This is a genomic window from Allobosea sp. 2KB_26 (genome assembly GCF_052115715.1).
Lineage (GTDB): Bacteria > Pseudomonadota > Alphaproteobacteria > Rhizobiales > Beijerinckiaceae > Allobosea.
The window spans coordinates 1-18,229 of the sequence record NZ_JBFRHE010000029.1 but is presented as its reverse complement, the minus strand read 5'-3'; the positions used below and the strand labels follow the sequence as shown (position 1 = coordinate 18,229).

Here is an 18,229-nt window from a genome sequence, read left to right as displayed (position 1 = left end):
CAATGCGATACGCCCCGTCCCAGCCGTCATGCACGTCCTCGCTGCCCAAGGCAGCCGGCCCCGAATTTCGCGTTCGATCCCCTTCGCCCGCACCGACGACCCAAGCGTCGCGGAAGACGGTAGCGGCCACTCGGCAACCAACGAAGGGGAGGCGTTCATGCTCCGCCTGGACGTCATCCGACCCAACTCACGTTTCCGGAAGGTCGAGTTCTCAACCTGGACCGCTCGCGTATGTTCCGCTCGCTCCGCAGCGCCGTGGCCCGCCGCTTCTCACCCCACGGCATCGATGCAACTGTCGGGTCAACGTGCAACAAGACATGCTCACTGAGTTGCTCAATTGCACATCCTCGTCTTCCAGGGCGCGCGGCTTGGCCGCTGCAAGTAGCGCTTCCGACTCCAACGACGCCGCCGACTCCTGGTATTTCATAATCCGCTCCGCGCGTTCCGGCGCTTCCGATCGGGTCCAGTAATCAGCCCTTTCCACACCAGCTCGTACGCTTCGCCGAGTTCGAGGAAGGCGTCATTAGAGGTCCTCAAAAGCGGCGCGCAAAGCCGGGAGCCGCAGCATCAGACGTGTCAGTCCACGTTTCTGGATCAGCGTCATGGCGCAACTTCAAGTGCGCGTGTGGAATTTGCCATGCTGCCGCCAGTGCATCGCTCCCTCTATTGTACTTGAGGGCCACGCCATGGTGAGTAAGGGGCCCCGCCATAGGGCAATCCCAGCGGGGCCTTAGGCCGTGTGGCCTACGAGGGCGGGCAAGAAGGCCAGCACGCCAACAAAACGAATGGATCGGTAGTCAGTTCCATGATCAGCAGCCGCTTCATCCCGCCTTAAGGTTCTCGGCACAGGCTTTTCCCGAGCGTTGGTCCGGGACGACTTCGTAAGTGATTTTCTGCCCGTCGCGCAGTTCTCGCAGTCCCGCCCGCTCCAAGGCGCTGATGTGGACGAACACGTCCTGACCGCCATCATCAGGTTGGATAAAACCAAATCCCTTGCTTGGATTGAACCACTTCACAGTTCCCGTCGCCATGGATGTCTCCTCCCTGACGGTGAATGATGAAAAGGCGATCTAACTCTCGCGGCACGCCTTCGGAGGATTCCGACCGACCCTACTACCGTTTTGCTGCCCCGCCACTCGAGGAAAGCGACTGGGCGCCAGGCCGTGCAAGAACGTTCGCGGAGTCCTTGCACGCGTCCGAAAACCCTGCGGCGGTTTCTTTGTTCCCACGACCGAGAGATAGCGGCACGGTGACGTCCGCCGTCGGCATGCGACCTACGATGCACGGTTGGGATCACCGGAAATCGCGCGTCTTCACCTTGATCGTATCGATATGCAGATCGGGAATGTAGATGTCTCGCGTTCGAAGCCCCTTTGGCGGAAGCCCACGCGGATCCGGCGCCGGCGAACCATGGTGGAACTCGTCCCCCCGGCCATGAGGCAGCGGGAAGCCGTCGTCGCGCTCCCCGACGCTGGCGAGTTCTGCCGACAGATCGGTTAAACGCTGCGCGACCAGATGAACGACCTCGCCCTCGCGCTGGACGCGGCCACGCACCGCAATCATACCGGCGGAGAGGATGGTGCGGCGATTTTGCTCGAACACCTTTTGCCAGACCACGAGGTTGGCGATGCCGCTCTCATCCTCGAGGGTGATGAACATAACGCCCTTGGCGCTGCCTGGCCGCTGGCGGACGAGGACGATCCCAGCAGCCTCAAGCCAGCGACCGTCGCGGGCTTCCATCGCCTCGGCGCAGGTAACAATGCGTCGCCGTCGCAGATCCCGCCTGAGGAAGGAAACCGGGTGGCAGCGCAGCGACAGGCTGACATGCCGGTAGTCTTCGACCACCTCGCTGCCTGCCGTCATGGGCCGGAGGGAAACAACCGGCTCATCCAATTCGGGGATGATCTCGCTCTGCCGGGCGGAGGCTGCCCCGAACAGCGGTAGCGGCTCATCGCGCAGCGCTTTGATCGCCCACAGCGCTTCTCGACGAGCTAGGTCAAAGCACGGTCGGAAGCCATCGGCCTCGGCTATGTGCGTGAGCGCAACCACAGGAATACCGGCACGCCGCCAGAGGTCATCGACCGAAGCAAAGGGCGCATCAGCCCGGGCCGTGACGATGGCTGCGCCATGTGCATTGGCGAGGCCCTTCACCATGCACAGACCCAACCGAACCGCGAATCGGCCGTCGTCGCGGGTCGGCTCCAGCGTGCAGTCCCACCTCGAGGCGTTGGCGCAGACCGGACGAACCTCGATTCCATGCACCTGCGCGTCCCGAACGATCTGGGCGGGAGCATAAAAGCCCATGGGCTGGCTGTTCAGGAGTGCAGCGCAGAAGATGTCGGGATGCCAGCATTTGAGCCACGCTGAGGCGTAGGCGATCAGCGCGAATGAGGCCGCGTGGCTTTCCGGGAAGCCGTAGCTGCCGAATCCTTCGAGCTGCTTGAAGGTCTGTTCGGCGAACTCCGGCTCGTAGCCGTTGGCGACCATGCCGGCGATCAACTTGTCCTTAAACACGGAGACGCCACCGGTGAACTTGAAGGTCGCCATCGACTTCCGAAGCATGTCGGCCTCACCCGGGGTGAAGCCGGCGCACTCGATCGCCACGCGCATGGCCTGTTCCTGGAACAGCGGCACACCCAGGGTCTTGCCCAGCACCGTCTCCAGCTCCGGCTTGGGATAGTGGACTGGCTCCAGCCCCTCGCGTCGGCGAAGATAGGGATGCACCATGTCGCCCTGGATCGGGCCAGGCCGGACGATCGCGACCTGGACGACGAGGTCATAAAACGTCCGGGGTTTCAGCCTCGGCAGCATCGACATCTGCGCGCGACTCTCGATCTGAAAGGTGCCGAGCGTGTCAGCCTTCCTGATCATCGCGTAGGTGCGCGGGTCCTCGGCCGGGATCGTCGCAAGATCGAGATTGATGCCCTTGTGCTCGGACAGAAGGTTCAGCCCCTTTTTCATGCAGGTCAGCATGCCAAGGGCCAGCACGTCGACTTTCATGAATTTCAGCGCATCGATATCGTCCTTGTCCCACTCGATGACCTGTCGATCGGTCATGGCGGCAGGCTCGATCGGAACGAGATCGTCGAGCCGATCATGCGTGAGGACGAACCCTCCCGGGTGCTGGCTGAGGTGCCGGGGCGCGCCCATAAGCTGACGCGCGAGATCGAGGGTCAGACGAAGCCGCCGGTCTTTGAGGTTGAGGTTCAGCTCTTCGACATGGCGCGGCTCGACGCCTTCTTCCGACCAAGCCCAGACCTGCGACGACAACGTGCCGATCAGGTCCTCCGGCAGGCCAAGGGCTTTTCCGACGTCCCGGAGCGCGCCCTTGGTGCGATAGCGGATGACGGTCGAGCAGAGCGCAGCGTGATCGCGACCATAGGTGTCGAAAATCCACTGCATGACGATCTCGCGCCGCTCATGCTCGAAATCGACGTCGATATCCGGCGGCTCTCGGCGTTCCTCGGAAACGAAACGCTCGAACAGCAAATCATTGCGGCCCGGGTCGATCGAGGTGATGCCGAGCACGTAGCAGACGGCCGAGTTCGCCGCCGAGCCGCGGCCCTGGCACAGAATGTCCCTCGATCGGGCGAAGCGAACGATCGAGTTCACCGTCAGGAAATATGGCGCGTAGCCCAGCTTCTCGATCAACCGAAGCTCGTGCCGAAGGGCCGCTTCGACGCTCTTCGGAACGCCTTCGGGATAGCGCTCGGAGGCGCCTTCCCAAGTCAGTTTGCCCAGAGTTTGCTGGGGTGTGAGCGCCGGATCGTCTCGCTCCTCGGGATACTGATAGGCAAGCTCGCTAAGCGAAAAGCGGCATCGATCAACGATCTGTAGCGTCCGCGCCAACGCCTGGGGGTAGCGGCTGAACAGCCGATGCATCTCTTCCGGCGGCTTGATGTAGCGATCGGCATGCCGTTCGCGCCGGCCACCCAGGGCGTCGATCGTGACGTTGTGCCGAATGCAGGTCACCACGTCCTGGAGAATGCGGCGCGCAGGCTCATGGAACAGCACGTCGTTGGTGACGACGGTCGGCACGGCCATTCGGGCAGCGAGGTTCGACAGTTCGTGAAGCCGGAGCTGGTCGTTCGGCCGTCGGCGCAACGTCAGCGCGAGATAGGCGCGGTCAGCGAACGCATCGCGAAGGCGCCGAAGACGGAAGGCGCATTCCTCGTCGGCGTGATCAGGAACGAGGACAGCGATCAGACCCTCGCCATAGGCGACAAGATCAGGCCACTCCAGATGGCACTTTGCCTTGCCACCACGCTTCTTTCCGAGCGAGAGCAGCCGACACAGCCGCGAGTACGCCGGTCGATCGGTCGGGTAGACGAGCACCGACGTACCGTCGACCAGATCAAGTCGGCAACCTACGACGAGGCGAACCCCGGTTGTTTTGGCGGCCTCATAGGCGCGGACAATCCCCGCCAGCGAATTGCGATCGACAACGGCGACTGCCTCGAGTCCAGCCGCCGCAGCCTGCGCGAACAGTTGCTCACATGAGGAGGCGCCACGCAGGAAACTGAAATGCGAGGTAACCTGAAGCTCGGCGTAGCGTGGGCTGCTCATCCGAACACCCCATGCAGAAACCAGCGATGTGAGCCGGTCGCGGCGTGCTCACCGTCACCGGCGCGATATAGCCAATAGCGCTCCCCCGCATCATCCTCGACCCGGAAGTAGTCGCGAACCGCGACCAACTCCGCATCGCGCTTCCACCATTCGCCGAAGACGCGCTCGGGTCCGTCCGCACGCTTTACCCTTCGGCGCACGCCCCGCCAGGTGAACCAAACCGGGGGCTGGTCAGGCAGCAGTGCCATGGTCTCGACCGGTTCGGGGAGAGGCAACAACCGGGATGGCCGCGGCCAATGACCCGGCCAGCTCGCCCCCGTCTCGGGCGCCATGGCCGGGATGCGGCAGACGGAACGTTCAGGCACGTCGCTTGCCACCGGAGCCAGACGATAGATGGCCCGTTCACCGACCCGGTTCACCAGGATGTCGACCAGGTCCGACACATCCGGAAGGCTCTCTTCGACAAGCGAGTTGTGGATCTGCTTGCGTTCGAGCGGCTCGGCGATGGTCGCGGCCAGCGTCATCACCTCGATTCCGAAACCCGGCTCGATCGTATCGATCTTCTCGCAGAGGAGTCGGCTAAATCGCTTGATGTCCCGAACCGGCGTGGCCAATCCGACCCGAATTGCCTGAGCGCGATTGTCGACGCGGTGGCAGATGAGGTCGAGACGACGCGCGCCGAGGCCGCGTTCCTCAAGGCGTTCGCAGAGTTGCACGATGAGCTTGCCAATGTAGCGCGCGATCGTCTCCGCGGCGCCGATCGGCTCGGCGAATGCCTGGCGAACCTCGATCAGGTCGGGTGGCCGAATGGCCTTGATCGGCTCACCGAGATCGCCAAGCGCCTGGTCGATGCGGCGGCCAATCTCCGGACCAAAACGCAGAGCCAGAGGAGCCCGCGGCTGCGCCAGCAAGTCTCCGATCCGCTCGAAGCCCAAGGTGCGCAGCCCGGCACTAACCGAGGACGGAAGCCGCAGAGCCTCCAGCGGCAACGGAGCGATGATGGATGGTCCATGCCCTGGAGCGGCGACAATCGTCGAACGTGTCCTGTAACGAGCCAGTGCGTGAGCGGCGCCCCACGTATCAGCGATCGCCGCCCGAGCGACGATCCCCGACATGGCAAGGCGACCGATCACCCCGTCGAGCATAGCGTTCTCGCCGCCGTGCAAATGGTCTGCCCCGGTCGAGTCGATGACGATGCCGTCCGGCGGATCGGGTGCGACGACCGGAGCGATACGCTCCAGAATCCAGACAGCCAGCCGATCGAGCCCTTCGGCGTCAGCGGCCGGATCGGCATCCTCGACGATCAGACCCGGAACGAGTACCTGCGCCTTTGTCACAGGCATGCCAACGCAGAGACCGCCAGCCTGAGCCGCAGCATCCGCTGCCAGCACGACTCGCCTGTTTCCGTCGCGGCCGATCAGGACGAGCGGTACCTCAGGCGGAGGCGCTGCGTCGCCAGCCTTCCGCCGCGCCCGGTCGGTGGACCAGGTCGGCAGGAAGAGCGAGACAACCCGTGTCATCGCACGCCTCCAACTCGAAATCTGCACTGTCACCGGCGCGGGCCCGGATGAGCTCGACCAGCCAACGAGGCCGACCGACGCCGGGGACCGGCAGCGCCGCGGACGGCATCACCGAGACGCGCCAGCGTGTCATAGCGGCTGTTGTCTGACCGAAATCGGCGGCCTCCGTTTGACGCCGCCAACGGCGAAGGGCGATTCCGATCGAGCCCGTCCCCTCCGCGGCCAGTTGTAGCCGACGAGAGGCGGTCATGGATAGGCGAGCAACTTCACCGACGACGGATCCAAGTCCACCGTGCCGCAGCCCTTCCTCCATGCAGGAAAGCACGGTCTTGTCGTCGCAGGCTTCCACATAGATCACCCGATCGGCGCCCAGTCCGGCTTGTGCGATGGCCGGCGCGAAGAGGTCCGGCCGCGTGATGCACCACAGGACCCTCCCCCGGGTGCGGGCAGCAATTCCCGCGCTGAATAGTGCGGCCGCAGCACCGTCGATCGCGCCGTTGCCGCCGCCAGCCACTTCATGCAGCGCCCCGAGCGCCAATCCGCCGCCTGGGAGGCGCGCGTCCACCTCGGCGATTCCGAACGGAAGCACCGCTTTCGCGCGCCGGTTCGTGCCTTCGATCCTTTCGATCTGCGCGCGCAGAGACAGTATGGCGAGCTCGGGCCGCACAATTGTTGGTATCCTCTGAAAATGGGCAGGCCGCCACGTTCCCTTTTTGTTCCTACTTCGCTACTCGGAAGTCAAGATGAGGTTATCAATGCGATATCCGCCTCACTGAGGTGCTCAGAGTGGTCCAACCACGTCCGGATTCATGTCCACAAAGAGTTCAGCCTGACGCTGAAACAACGTCCATGCCGGATCATTCTCGGACCGTCCGACTTGGCAGTGCATGACTTTGAAAATCGCAACCGCTCCGGGTGGCTGGTCGGGGTCTATCCGCGCGGCGCGACACATCGCCCTGGCAATTCTCTGGATGCGCGGATCCCGGGAACAATCTGCGGCGGTCACCGGTGCGCCCACCGGCTCGGCTTCAAATGTCAAAGACATAGCGGACCTCCACGGCTCTCCTCCCAACCCCAGCCAGTGGCTCAAACGATCGGACCTACCCCCAGGTTCCTGGAAAATACGCGCGTCATTCGTCCGCAATGACGTCAACACGCGCACTCTGAAGGACCTGACGGAGGTTTCCCGCCCTTCCCTCCCCTCGTGTCGTTGAAGCCGGCTCTTGAGGAGTGGTCTGACGGCGAGAACTGTCTGTCACTCATTCGACCGTCCACTGACAAATGCGAAACCCACGAGGGCGCTCGCGCATGTCGAGATGGAGGTGATCTTTGTGGGAGCTGTCCGCCCCCGGACCCAGGACAGTCGTGAACCGTTGGCAAGCGCTCTTCTGGACAGCTTCACGGATCGAGCGGGACTCGGGTTCGTCACCAACGAATGCCAACGCTCGGCCACAACTGGAACCGGACCTACCGGTTTTGTGGCTTTTGCTGGATCGATCTGCCGCCCGCCCCTCTTCGGGAATCGCGAACTCGCTCCGCATCGCCTGCACGCTCAGCCGTGCAGGCGTCGATGGAGATAGCGCGCGCCCCGTGATCGGCTCGAGTTCTGCCTCTCGGCCGGGCTCACAACGATGCTCGCGCCAAAGCGTCCTCAGCTTCCTCTTTGGTTTCGAAGGGACCCGAAAGTTCATCGAACCCTCGATCCTCCCAAGATGGAAGGACGTAGACAGGAACAATGCCGTCTCTCCAAGCGACGATAGTCTCGATGACCCATCCCGGCTTGCCGGGTTCGTAGCGGGAAAGTTCTACTACGCGTTCAGTTGGCGTCCTCATGCCTTCGCTCCCGAACGGATGAGATGATGGGGTGCCTTTCTCATCGACCACTCGCCCCTGCCGCCAATCAAAATCCCATTGCGCCACGACGGTTCCCGCTCCTTCCCGTCTCGCTATGCTGTGAAGAACGGGCCTCGCGGTCACAGTGGCGCTGTTTCACCCATAGCGCCGCCTGGAGTGGAGCCTGGAGGATACATTCCCCGGAATTCGGGAGACGGTTCGCAATCTGCCCTCGCCCCCTTTGATGGTGTCACGCGGGCAGAAGAACACACCGATCGCCACCTCCAGCATCATCCCAGGGGCCAGCCCGAAAATGCCGTCCATGAATAATTATTCATGGAACCAACAACTTAGCATGTCGTTTCCTCGCTGGCGGGGGCTAACAGGAGATCGACTATGATCAAGAAGATTGTCCTTGTGGCTGCGCTGGCAGTCATTCCGGCGACCGTGTTTGCGCAGTCCAGTTCCGGTGCTGCGGGCGGGGCCGCCTCTGGTGCCGCAACCGGAGCTGTGGGGGGGGCGATTGTCGGCGGGCCGGCGGGCGCGGCCGTCGGAGCCGTTGGTGGTGCCGCGGCTGGTGCGATCGTCGGCGGCATTGCGGCCGACCAGCGCACCGAGTTCCGCACCTATGTAAGGGAGCAGAAGGTGCCGTCAGTGGCTTATCGGGAGAAGGTTGTCGTCGGTGCGACCCTTCCCGACACCATCACCTACCGCGAAGTTCCGGCGCGGTACGGCAAGACCGAGTACCGCTACACCGTCGTGAACGATCAGACAGTGCTGGTCGAGCCGAAGACCCGGAAGATCGTTCAGATCATCGAATAATCACTTGGCGACAGGGAGGCCCGCCACAAACGGCGGGCCTTTCGCATTTTGGCCTGCTCTTGTTCCTCTTAGCCGCCAAGACGGGATTGAGCGCGCGGCGGGCTCGGTTAAACCGCAACTGGTTGCAAAACTCGAGTTTTGCGTTGCGTCGCGAACTCCGGCATTACGCATTATTAGGGCGTGAGGCGGTCGATTTCGCGGAGTCTGGTGATCATTCCGCCCGCGAGTCCATTTGACCGCGAGAGGGAGGAAACCCACGGGCCCTTTCGGCGCACGGCGCAGAGAAGGTTAGCCGTCAAGAGTGTGACGGATATAATAAGCGTGGGTCCGCCCACGCAAATGAGTTCCATTTCTCCCGACATCCGATCACGATCGATATGACCGATGTTCCCGGCAAACGATCCCTCCCACAAGCCCGCGCGGCGCCCCTGATCAAATTGGTAGAGCCCCGGGATCGACCAATTTCGTCGGAACACAAGCCGAGCTCTGCCAGCGGGCATAGCAGGTTCCGTTGTGCCAGGCCTTCTCAGCGCGTGGGATCAGGGTGAAGGCAGAACCTGGTCAGCCCGTGATCCTCGTGCCGATCATCCGGAGGCGCTGGTTCCGGACCTCATAATCTCTGATGGCACCCCTAAGAGCCGCGAGTTCGAGGTCCTTGGCCGGGTTGGGCTTCGCATCCTCAATCTCGCCAACGCGCTGAAGAGCGCAACGATATTCCTCATGGCAGGTGAGGCAGATTGTCGGTGCTTTCAACGTGAGTTCGTGAACCGCGGTCATCGGATTTCTCCTTCCGGGGCCAACAAAGAATTTCGCGTGGTGGCAACGGCCTACCCTGGGATTTGTTCCACCTGCGTATGATCCTGATAGGCTCCATCCAGACCATCCCTGGTTTCCCGCTGTCGCGCGAACGTTCAGCTCGGGAACTAATTCAACAGGACCGGCCGGCAGACCGATGATGGCGTCGGCCGTGCGCGCCGAAGACCGTGGGAGGCGGCCCGCAACGCCGCCAAGCGTAGCCGCGACAGCTCCGTTAAGCACTGGGCATCTGCCGATGCTGCGACCAAGGCCAAGCATGCCAAAGGCCCAGCAGCACCGCCGCAGTAAGAACAGCGAAGGCCGCCGATATGCGACCACTGCCTGCGATCATTGAAGCCACCAGATAGGCGTCACCCGAAATGCCCAGCGCGAGAAACACAGTCGCCAGTAAAATCAGTCGACTCGCGACTTGCTGGAAACCGGGATCGTCCCCTCCGCCGTAAACAATCCGGTGATAGGCCGCCGGCGCGATCAACAGTGCCGTGGCAACAGCGATAAGGACGAGAGAGAAGCCATGGGCAAGCTTCAAGTTGGGCGTCAGTTCCGCAAATTCCTTTGTCAGAACAATTGCGAACTGAAAGCCCAGAATGGCCTGGGCGCCGGGGAGCACGACACGCGCCTCAGTCAGCACATAGTCAATTTTCGCAGCGGTCGGTGTCTTTTCATCTGATGTCGGCATGGCTAGCTCCTGAGCCCGAACCAGGCAGGGACCAAACCAGATCGCAATGCTCGCGACGAAGCCGAAGAGAGCCGCGAAGGCGCCCCAAGCTGCACCGGCGATGCGCGTGCCGGCTAGACCCAGATCGATGCCCATCGCGACCGCAAACAGCATAAGCGTCGCGATCATCACACGGTCTATCAAGGCGATAAGCCTGCCGCTCGCCTCTCCGGCGAGCGTGATGCGATGATATGAACTCGGCATGATCAGAAGGCCGATTATGCCGATGATCAGGGCAAGAACACCAAGCTCGAGCGCTTTCTCGACGGGAGATAGGGAAGAGAAGGCGTTTTGAAACGGCGCGTGAAACTGGAAACCCAGCAAAATTTGGGCTCCCAGCATCAGCATCCGCGATTCATCGAGCGCCGTTTTCGTCTTGGCGACCAGCGACGGGGTCAACTTTCACCTCGATCGAGCGAGTTCAACAGATATTCGACCCCTATCCCAAGGGCGCCTCCTGCCAGCACGTCGCTGACCCAATGGGCGAGCAATGCAACCCTCGTAAGCGCAATCAACGTTGCGCCGCTCCAAGACCAGACCGAATATCGCGGCCAGATACGCGCGAGGGCAGCCGCCAAGGCGCCCATCTGAACCGCATGTCCCGACGGAAACGAATCAAGCGCCTTTCCCGAGCGAGGAACCCCGCGGCGCCGTCCTTGGACTTCGATCCGATCAGGTCGCTCTTGATCGAAGATGCGCTTCAAAATGTGGGGCACTAGCGAACTCACCACGACACTGAGAAGAACGTGCCTTGCCGCCAAGCGTCGCCGTCGAGGTCCGCTTTGGGCCGGGATCCATATTCCGAAAGCCAGGACCAACAAGAGCCGCTCGTCAGCCAGAAGCGTTGCTAACCGCAAAGGGAGCTCCACCCCGGGCGCAGCCTGATGCGCGATTCTGCGGGCGATTGCCCGATCGAAGGGGAAAACTGGTACTCGCCATCGCCACATGAAGAGCCCTCCTGCACTAGCCCTCAGAACCAGCCAGAAAGTGATTTGTTCGCCACTATTCCTGCTGTTGGTGGATGATCGGTCCGAGCGGATTCAAATTGAGGCTCTTTCGCCACCGCGCAGGATTCGCTTTGATCCTCGCAGGATAGAACTGGCCGGGATTGACGAGGTCTCCGATGGAACACCGGGTTCCGGGGATGAGTTCTCGCTACATCCTCAAGATGGAGCCAGGACGATGAGACCAATGGAACCAATCGGAACGGGCCGCCAACTCGCTCTCAGGATGGCCGCCCGCTTCCCTCGGGAAGACTGGATCGCCACGCTCGCCGAACGCTCCGGTACAAGCCGAGAATCGGTCGAATGGCACCTCCAGGAAGACATCGAACCACCAACGGGAATCCTCGCGGTCGCCGCTGAAATGCTCTCGTCGCCAGAAAGGGACAGCGCGGAAGGATCGGAAAGCAACTTCCTGACCGAGGATGATTTGCCATTTTCCGGTCTGCCCGGAAACCTCGGAAAGCTGAAACAGGACTAAATGGAGAACGGACGCGCCGGGCATCGTGCTGTGTGCGGGTGGGGCCTCGATATGCCGCGCGCGGTCGGCGCTCTGCTATGCGAAACTCCCGGAAACCAACGGGCGCCCGCCGCCACGTAGCGAAATCGCTGCGTGTTCGCCTTCGCCTTCGCGCCCAATGCACCGCCCAATGCACAACGACCCATAACCGTGCGGGCAGCCAAACAAAAAGGTCGCCGGGGCGAACCTCGGCGACCTGCGTTAGGAGGACTTGCGTCAGATGCCGGCCGGGCCGCGCACGTAAGGATCGGCGGTTTCGTCGAAGCGGGTCCAGCCTTCCCGGCGGTATTCAGCTACGCGGCTCTCGCGATCGATCGGGATCGCACCGTCCAGAATGGCCTCGACCGTGGCAGCCTGCTCGTCAGCAGCCTTCACTGAGACCACGGTTCCGCCCCGGCGAACCGTCTCGGCATAGTAGTGAGCCTCGTCCTCGTCGACGCCGGCGCTGGTGAACGATCCGACCAGACCACCAGCCGCCGCGCCTGCAACGGCACCGGCCGCGGTCGAAGCGAGCCAGCCAGCGGCAACGACGGGACCAATGCCGGGGATCGCGAGAAGGCCGATGCCGGCGAGAAGGCCCGCCGCCCCACCTATGCCTGCGCCAATTCCGGCGCCCTCGGCGGCGTTGCTATCCTTGGCGCGCTCGTCTCGGCCGACGACGCTGATGTCGGATGACGTGATGCCGGCCTGTTCGAGCTTCTCGACCGCTGCTGCGGCCTGGTTGTAGGTGTCATAGGAACGAGTAATCGTACGGGTCATTTTTGCCTCCAGGGTTCCGGTTAGAGGGTCACCGATCAGTTGCGGGTGATGTTGCCGCGGTAATCGACCGAGACGTTGACCTGAGCGCCGGCGTTCGTGGCCGTGCCCTTCCAGACGCCGTTGTCATCCTTCTTCAGGCCGGTGACGTTGGTGTAGCCGTTCGCCTCGAGGCGGCTCTTAGCCTGGCCTTCGGTGAAGCTGTTGGCGCCCGGCAATGGAGCGTTCGCGTCGGCCGGCGCCGGAGCTGGCGTCGGCGAGGTCGTCGAGGTCTGCGCCATCGCGCCGAAGGAGGTCGTCGCGGCAATCAAGGAAGCGATGATCAGCTCTTTCATGATGGTTCTCCCAAGGGTAGCGGCGGTGCCGCGATGCCCAACAAAACGGCGCCTCAGTCATTTTGGTTCCCGTCGAAATCACGGTCGTGTGAATGGAACCGCTGAGGCTGATCGTCGTTGAAACGGCGTCCCTTCACGCCACCTGGAGAACCACCATGGCCACCTCCGAACCCAAGGCCCTCGACGACCTGTTCCACGACATGCTCAAGGACGTCTATTACGCGGAGAAGCAGATCCTGAAAGCGCTGCCCAAGATGGCAAAGGCGGCGAAATCGCCCGATCTCAGGAAGGCATTCGAAACCCATCGCACCGAGACCGAGGCTCACGTCGAGCGCCTCAGCGACGTCTTCGAGGCGATCGGAAAGGCTCCCCGCGGCAAGACCTGTGATGCAATCCTCGGCATCTTGGAGGAAGGGAAGGCTGTCATGGAGGACTATGCCGACAGCCCTGCTCTAGACGCCGGTCTGGTCGCCTCGGCGCAGGCAGTCGAGCACTACGAGATGACGCGCTACGGCACGCTCAAGTCGTGGGCCCAACAACTCGGGCACAAGGACGCCGTGAAGCTCCTCGACGCCACGCTCGCCGAGGAGACCAAGACTGACAAACTGCTGACCCAGCTTGGCGGACCGGTGAACTCGGCCGCGGTTGCCAAGGCAGCCTGATTTTCCGGTCCCGAAGAAAGGCCCGCCGAGTGGCACTCGGCGGGCCTTTTGTATGCGAACGAGCCGCGGTCCGGATCGATCGCGTCGCCTGCTCGTCCGTCTTGGCGCCTGTCGGAGTCGCGCCGAGATCTTCCAAACCCGATCACGGGGGCGCCAGTGACAAGTGCGCAAGCAGACATTGAGCCCGCGACTTGGCCAAAGCGACGGAACTACCGGCGACAGACCGTCTCATAGCCGTTCGGAGTGCGCACGAACCCCTGCCCAAACGAAGAACGGATTATGACAAATGACATTGCGAGGAGCCGGGTTCGGTGCTCGAATGCCCCGGTCGCCAGGGGGGATTCCTCATTGTGCGAGACGTCGACCGTTCATGAGGGAGGGCGCCCCATGGAGCAAAGCATCGATCGTCAGGCGACGGTTACGGTCCACAGCAGGACCACCGACGCTGCGAACGATCTGGCGCGCCAGGTTCGGGAGCAGACCACACTGTTCCGCTTCACCGATCGCCTGTTTCGAGCCCGCACCGTCGTCGAGATCTACGAGTGTGCACTTGATGCCATTTGTGAAACCCTCATGTGCTCGCGGGCGTCGATCCTTCGCTTCGATGATAGGGGGACAATGCGTTTCGTCGCTTGGCGCGGCCTCTCGGATGGATACCGCGCCGCTGTAGACGGCCACTCGCCCTGGAAGCGCCATGACCGCGAAGCTGACCCGATCTTCCTCTCCGACATCGCCCTGAGCACGGAGCCGAGACAACTCATCGAAACCATTATCGGCGAGGGCATCCATGCCCTGGCCTTCATCCCGCTCGCCGGAGCTGACGAACTGGCAGGCAAGTTCATGGTCTATTATGACACTCCCCGGGTCTTCACCGATCACGAGCGCGACCTCGCGCTGCTCGTCGCACGCCAGCTCGGCTTTGCCCTCGAACGTCATGCCGGGGACGCCTCGGCCCGCCGGCTGACTGCGCTCGTCGAATCGTCCGATGACGCGATCATCGCCAAGGATCTGAACGGTCTCATCACCGACTGGAATCCGGGCGCCGAGCGCCTTTTCGGGTATCGGCGAGAGGAGATGCTGGGTCAGCCCGTCATGCTGCTCATTCCGGAAGATCGTCGGGGCGAGGAGCCAACGATCCTGGAGCGCATTCGCGCCGGTGAGCGCATCGAGCACTACGAAACCATCCGCCGCCGCAAGGACGGAACGCCTGTCGCGATCTCGCTGACCGTCTCGCCCATCAAGGACGCCAGAGGCGAAATCGTAGGGGCCTCGAAGATTGCCCGGGATATCTCGGAGCGCCAACGGGCGCAGGAACAGCAACAGTTGCTGCTTCACGAGATGAACCACCGGGTCAAGAACGTCTTCGCGCTCACGAGCGGAATCGTCAATCTCACGGCGCGTTCAGCCACGACCCCGGCCGAGCTCGCTTCAACGGTTAGCGAGCGTCTCGCCACCCTGTCGCGCGCGCACGCTTTGACTATGTCGTCCGTAGCTGCGGGAAGCGAATCGGCCGCAACCACGTTGCACGCGCTGATTGCAGCCATACTCGCACCCTATCGGGCGGGTGAACGGTCGCGCTGCGAGGTTCGCGGTGCTGACATTCCGGTCCCTTCCACGTTGGTGACATCGCTCTCGCTGCTGCTCCATGAATTCGCGACCAACGCCGCGAAATACGGCAGCCTTTCGACGATGGACGGCATTGTCGAGATTACATGCTCGGAGCGACCGTCCGAGTTCGTGATCGTCTGGCGCGAGCGCGGTGGTCCATCTCCGCGGAGCGCGGGAGGCGAAGGCTTCGGGAGCCGCTTGGTCAAGGCGACGGCAAGTCAACTTGGCCGGGTCAGCAGAGTTTGGGACCCGTTGGGCGTGGTCATCGAGCTTGTCATCGAGCGTGACAGGCTCGAAGCTTGACAGCACCGCAAGCGGTGCCCCCCGTGCTCGATCCCCATGCGCCGATGACTTGGCAACTTCTGCGGCGGTCGGCAGGGTTCACTCATCCCAGCTTAAACCGGCGCACGCCGAGGAGTTCCTGGCGTCCAAGCGGCCCCGCAGATCAAGCTTTCTTAACCGGCCGTCCAGGGTCGAGTGCGCTCGGGGAGCTGGAGGGTTTTGGATCGCCCTTTTCTGGCGAAGCGACGCTCGCATCCGCCGCCGGCGTTTCGCGATCGTCTTTCGGTATGCCTGTGCCCGGTCGCGGGCGGCTATCACTTGTCCTCCCAGGCTGACCTGCCGCCTTCTTTGGATCTGCATTCGCCATGTCGACCTCCTTTGTGCTCCAGCTTTCGGATCGCTCGCCCAAAAGTTCCATGCTCGCCCGGTAAATCACGCCACCTTCTTCCCTGCGGACGCTAACGGTGAACAATCGGCAGTCGCCGTTTGGCATCACCGCGCGTGCCATATCCGGCAAGGCGTCCAACGCTGATCGCCGCGCCTCTTCGTCGCTGGAAAGTTCAATCCCGTCCTCGTCGATATCGACGAAGTCGCCATCCGTGCTGTCGAAGAAATAACGGGTCATGTTCGTTACCGGCTAAGCGACGGATCTGGCTCTCACAGAACGCGTCTGGAGAGTGCCCGTTCCAAGGCGGCAGAATTGCTATCGGAAACATGCCTTACCGAAGACCGAGAAATGAAAGTATGGCCAACACGACCACGATAAGGCCGACGATGTAGATGACGCCGTTCATGAGCCCCTCCGATGCTCCGTCACACATGTCACGAGGGGTGAACAGATGGCGAAGCAAAATAGTTCCAACGGGAACCTATAAGGCCGGGAACACTCCTTTCAGTGGCGGGTTCTGCCTCCACAAATTGGAGGACGAACAATGGGCCGCGGTATTCTTCTTTGGATGTTGGGCATTCCCCTGCCGATCATCCTCCTGCTCGCGTTCTTTCGATAGCGCGTCTGGCTATTGGTGCCGAAGCTCTCCGTTCCACAGCGCGCAGGCACGTGTCTTGGGACGGGTGAGCTGACCCAGCAGCAGTATCTATATGACGCTATTGCCGAACGCGACCTTTCTAATAGTTAGCCCAATGGACGCTGATGCACGTCCCTGGGAGGTAGAAATGACGACAAGAAATCGGACTCAGCAGCCGATCGGCGCTGTAGAAACCAAAACAACTGACGCCTTGGATGCGTTATCACCGCGCGTTCAAGGGGGCTCAACCGCGCTAGTTTTGTTTCTGGCCATGGTCGCGGTGCTTATACTTCTGGGTTATGGGGTTTGGTGGCTGTACCTATTCGTTCAGTCACTGAAATGACCATCGTTAATGGAATGCAGCGGTGGATACGCGCCGGCCTCTCGCCGGATAGTTGCGCCCTCGGGTTATCCATTGAGTGGGCGGCGAGGCGAATGCCACGGATGAGTTGCTCGTCCACAGCGCCGCCCCGATGCGCCCAGTTCAAAGCCACGATAGTTGGTTCACCTTGAGCGCGACTGTGCGTTTTGCTGATGGCGGCCCCGCCAGGCGTGGCTCAGGCCTTGACCATTGGAAATGAAAGTTCGAAACTGTCCTAATGGGAGGCGAACCCATGGGAACCGCCCCGAACGCCCAAATCCCAACTGTCGACGCTCGCGAACACGGGGAAGCTCATGCCAATCCGACAGGATGGCGGCGCTGGCTCCTGTCCACCAATCACAAGGACATTGGGACCCTCTACCTGATCTTCTCGATCATGGCTGGTCTGGTCGGCGGCTTCCTCTCGATCATGATGCGTATCGAGCTCCAGCAGCCCGGCCTTCAAATCTTCGCCAACGGCCAGAGCTACAACGTCTTCGTCACCGGCCACGGCCTGATCATGATCTTCTTCATGGTCATGCCGGCACTGATCGGCGGCTTCGGCAACTGGTTCGTGCCCTTGATGATTGGCGCGCCCGACATGGCGTTTCCACGGCTGAACAATATCTCGTTCTGGCTCGTCGTGGCCGCCTTCATCCTGCTGACCATTTCGTTGTTCGTCGAAGGCGCGCCTGGCGCCCATGGCGTCGGCACCGGCTGGACGATCTACCCGCCCTTCTCGACGGCAGGCCACCCCGGTCCTTCGGTTGATTTCGGTATTCTCGCGCTGCACCTCGCGGGCGCGTCTTCCATTCTGGGCGCGATCAATTTCATCACCACCATCCTGAACATGCGCGCGCCTGGCATGACCATGCACAAGATGCCGCTGTTCGCCTGGGGCGTTCTGGTCACCGCCTTCCTCCTGCTATTGGCGTTGCCGGTCCTGGCCGGGGCGATCACGATGCTGCTGACCGATCGCAATTTTGGCACCACCTTCTTTGATCCGGCCGGTGGTGGCGACCCAGTGCTCTACCAGCACCTGTTCTGGTTCTTCGGTCACCCCGAAGTGTACATCATGATCCTGCCGGCGTTCGGCATCGTCAGCCACATCATCTCGACCTTCTCGAAGAAGCCGATCTTCGGCTATCTCGGCATGGCTTATGCGATGGTGGCGATCGGCGTCGTCGGCTTCATCGTGTGGGCGCACCACATGTTCACCGCCGGTCTCTCGCTCAACACGCAGCGCTACTTCGTGTTCGCCACGATGGTGATCGCGGTGCCGACCGGCATCAAGATCTTCTCCTGGATCGCGACGATGTGGGGCGGCAGCCTGCGCTTCACCGCGCCGATGCTCTGGGCGATCGGCTTCATCTTCCTGTTCACCGTCGGCGGCGTGACCGGCGT

17 protein-coding genes are annotated in these 18,229 nt (G+C 62.2%); 5 read left to right on the top strand and 12 right to left on the bottom strand.

What is annotated here, in order from left to right; all coding sequences use genetic code 11:
- Window positions 1-821: 821 nt before the first annotated feature.
- From AB4099_RS33355 to AB4099_RS33330, 6 genes are all read right to left on the bottom strand, one after another.
- Window positions 822-1,031, bottom strand: coding sequence for a cold-shock protein (locus AB4099_RS33355; protein ID WP_441481237.1), 210 nt, complete (start codon window positions 1,029-1,031; stop codon window positions 822-824).
- 262 nt (window positions 1,032-1,293) lie between these two features.
- Window positions 1,294-4,566 (bottom strand): error-prone DNA polymerase, encoded by a 3,273-nt coding sequence (locus AB4099_RS33350; protein WP_441481236.1) that lies wholly within the window; start codon window positions 4,564-4,566, stop codon window positions 1,294-1,296.
- On the bottom strand, window positions 4,563-6,086 hold the full coding sequence (locus tag AB4099_RS33345; protein WP_441481235.1) for a DUF6504 family protein: 1,524 nt from the start codon (window positions 6,084-6,086) through the stop codon (window positions 4,563-4,565). Before AB4099_RS33345 ends, AB4099_RS33350 begins: the two co-directional genes overlap by 4 nt.
- Window positions 6,001-6,753 (bottom strand): ImuA family protein, encoded by a 753-nt coding sequence (locus tag AB4099_RS33340; RefSeq protein ID WP_441481234.1) that lies wholly within the window; start codon window positions 6,751-6,753, stop codon window positions 6,001-6,003. The genes AB4099_RS33345 and AB4099_RS33340 overlap by 86 nt, the downstream gene beginning before the upstream one ends.
- A gap of 114 nt (window positions 6,754-6,867) precedes the next feature.
- On the bottom strand, window positions 6,868-7,131 hold the full coding sequence (locus AB4099_RS33335) for a hypothetical protein (protein WP_441481233.1): 264 nt from the start codon (window positions 7,129-7,131) through the stop codon (window positions 6,868-6,870).
- 214 nt (window positions 7,132-7,345) lie between these two features.
- Window positions 7,346-7,627, bottom strand: coding sequence for an extensin family protein (locus tag AB4099_RS33330; protein WP_441481260.1), 282 nt, complete (start codon window positions 7,625-7,627; stop codon window positions 7,346-7,348).
- A 688-nt stretch (window positions 7,628-8,315) separates the two neighbouring features.
- On the opposite strand from AB4099_RS33330, the gene AB4099_RS33325 reads away from it, so the two are divergent.
- Window positions 8,316-8,741 carry a DUF1236 domain-containing protein gene (locus AB4099_RS33325; RefSeq protein ID WP_441481232.1) on the top strand — a complete coding sequence of 142 codons (426 nt, stop codon included), beginning with the start codon at window positions 8,316-8,318 and terminating at the stop codon, window positions 8,739-8,741.
- Window positions 8,742-9,302: 561 nt separating this feature from the next.
- Here the strand turns inward: AB4099_RS33325 and AB4099_RS33320 are convergent.
- From AB4099_RS33320 to AB4099_RS33310, 3 genes are all read right to left on the bottom strand, one after another.
- Window positions 9,303-9,518: a hypothetical protein gene (locus tag AB4099_RS33320; protein WP_441481231.1), complete on the bottom strand. Its 216-nt coding sequence runs from the start codon at window positions 9,516-9,518 to the stop codon at window positions 9,303-9,305.
- Between the two features lie 253 nt (window positions 9,519-9,771).
- Window positions 9,772-10,674, bottom strand: a complete 903-nt coding sequence (locus AB4099_RS33315; RefSeq protein WP_441481230.1) for a DUF6328 family protein — start codon at window positions 10,672-10,674, stop codon at window positions 9,772-9,774.
- Window positions 10,671-11,222, bottom strand: coding sequence for a phosphatase PAP2 family protein (locus AB4099_RS33310; RefSeq protein WP_441481229.1), 552 nt, complete (start codon window positions 11,220-11,222; stop codon window positions 10,671-10,673). Before AB4099_RS33310 ends, AB4099_RS33315 begins: the two co-directional genes overlap by 4 nt.
- Window positions 11,223-11,466: 244 nt before the next feature.
- Between AB4099_RS33310 and AB4099_RS33305 the strand changes: the two genes are divergently transcribed.
- Window positions 11,467-11,757: a hypothetical protein gene (locus AB4099_RS33305; RefSeq protein WP_441481228.1), complete on the top strand. Its 291-nt coding sequence runs from the start codon at window positions 11,467-11,469 to the stop codon at window positions 11,755-11,757.
- Window positions 11,758-12,012: 255 nt separating this feature from the next.
- On the opposite strand, the gene AB4099_RS33300 is transcribed toward AB4099_RS33305, so the two are convergent.
- Both AB4099_RS33300 and AB4099_RS33295 read right to left on the bottom strand, forming a co-directional pair.
- The gene (locus AB4099_RS33300) at window positions 12,013-12,555 is read right to left on the bottom strand and encodes a general stress protein (protein ID WP_441481227.1); all 543 of its coding nucleotides are present in this window, start codon (window positions 12,553-12,555) and stop codon (window positions 12,013-12,015) included.
- A gap of 35 nt (window positions 12,556-12,590) precedes the next feature.
- The gene (locus tag AB4099_RS33295; protein ID WP_441481226.1) at window positions 12,591-12,887 is read right to left on the bottom strand and encodes a PepSY domain-containing protein; all 297 of its coding nucleotides are present in this window, start codon (window positions 12,885-12,887) and stop codon (window positions 12,591-12,593) included.
- A 155-nt stretch (window positions 12,888-13,042) separates the two neighbouring features.
- Between AB4099_RS33295 and AB4099_RS33290 the strand changes: the two genes are divergently transcribed.
- Entirely contained in the window at window positions 13,043-13,549 is a 507-nt protein-coding gene (locus tag AB4099_RS33290; protein WP_441481225.1) for a YciE/YciF ferroxidase family protein, read from the top strand.
- Window positions 13,550-13,936: 387 nt separating this feature from the next.
- Window positions 13,937-15,460, top strand: a complete 1,524-nt coding sequence (locus AB4099_RS33285; RefSeq protein ID WP_441481224.1) for a PAS domain S-box protein — start codon at window positions 13,937-13,939, stop codon at window positions 15,458-15,460.
- Window positions 15,461-15,602: 142 nt separating this feature from the next.
- On the opposite strand, the gene AB4099_RS33280 is transcribed toward AB4099_RS33285, so the two are convergent.
- Window positions 15,603-16,064 (bottom strand): DUF6894 family protein, encoded by a 462-nt coding sequence (locus AB4099_RS33280; protein ID WP_441481223.1) that lies wholly within the window; start codon window positions 16,062-16,064, stop codon window positions 15,603-15,605.
- A gap of 1,014 nt (window positions 16,065-17,078) precedes the next feature.
- Between AB4099_RS33280 and AB4099_RS33275 the strand changes: the two genes are divergently transcribed.
- A partial coding sequence (locus tag AB4099_RS33275) for a cbb3-type cytochrome c oxidase subunit I (protein WP_441481222.1) occupies window positions 17,079-18,229 on the top strand: 1,151 nt, incomplete at its 3' end.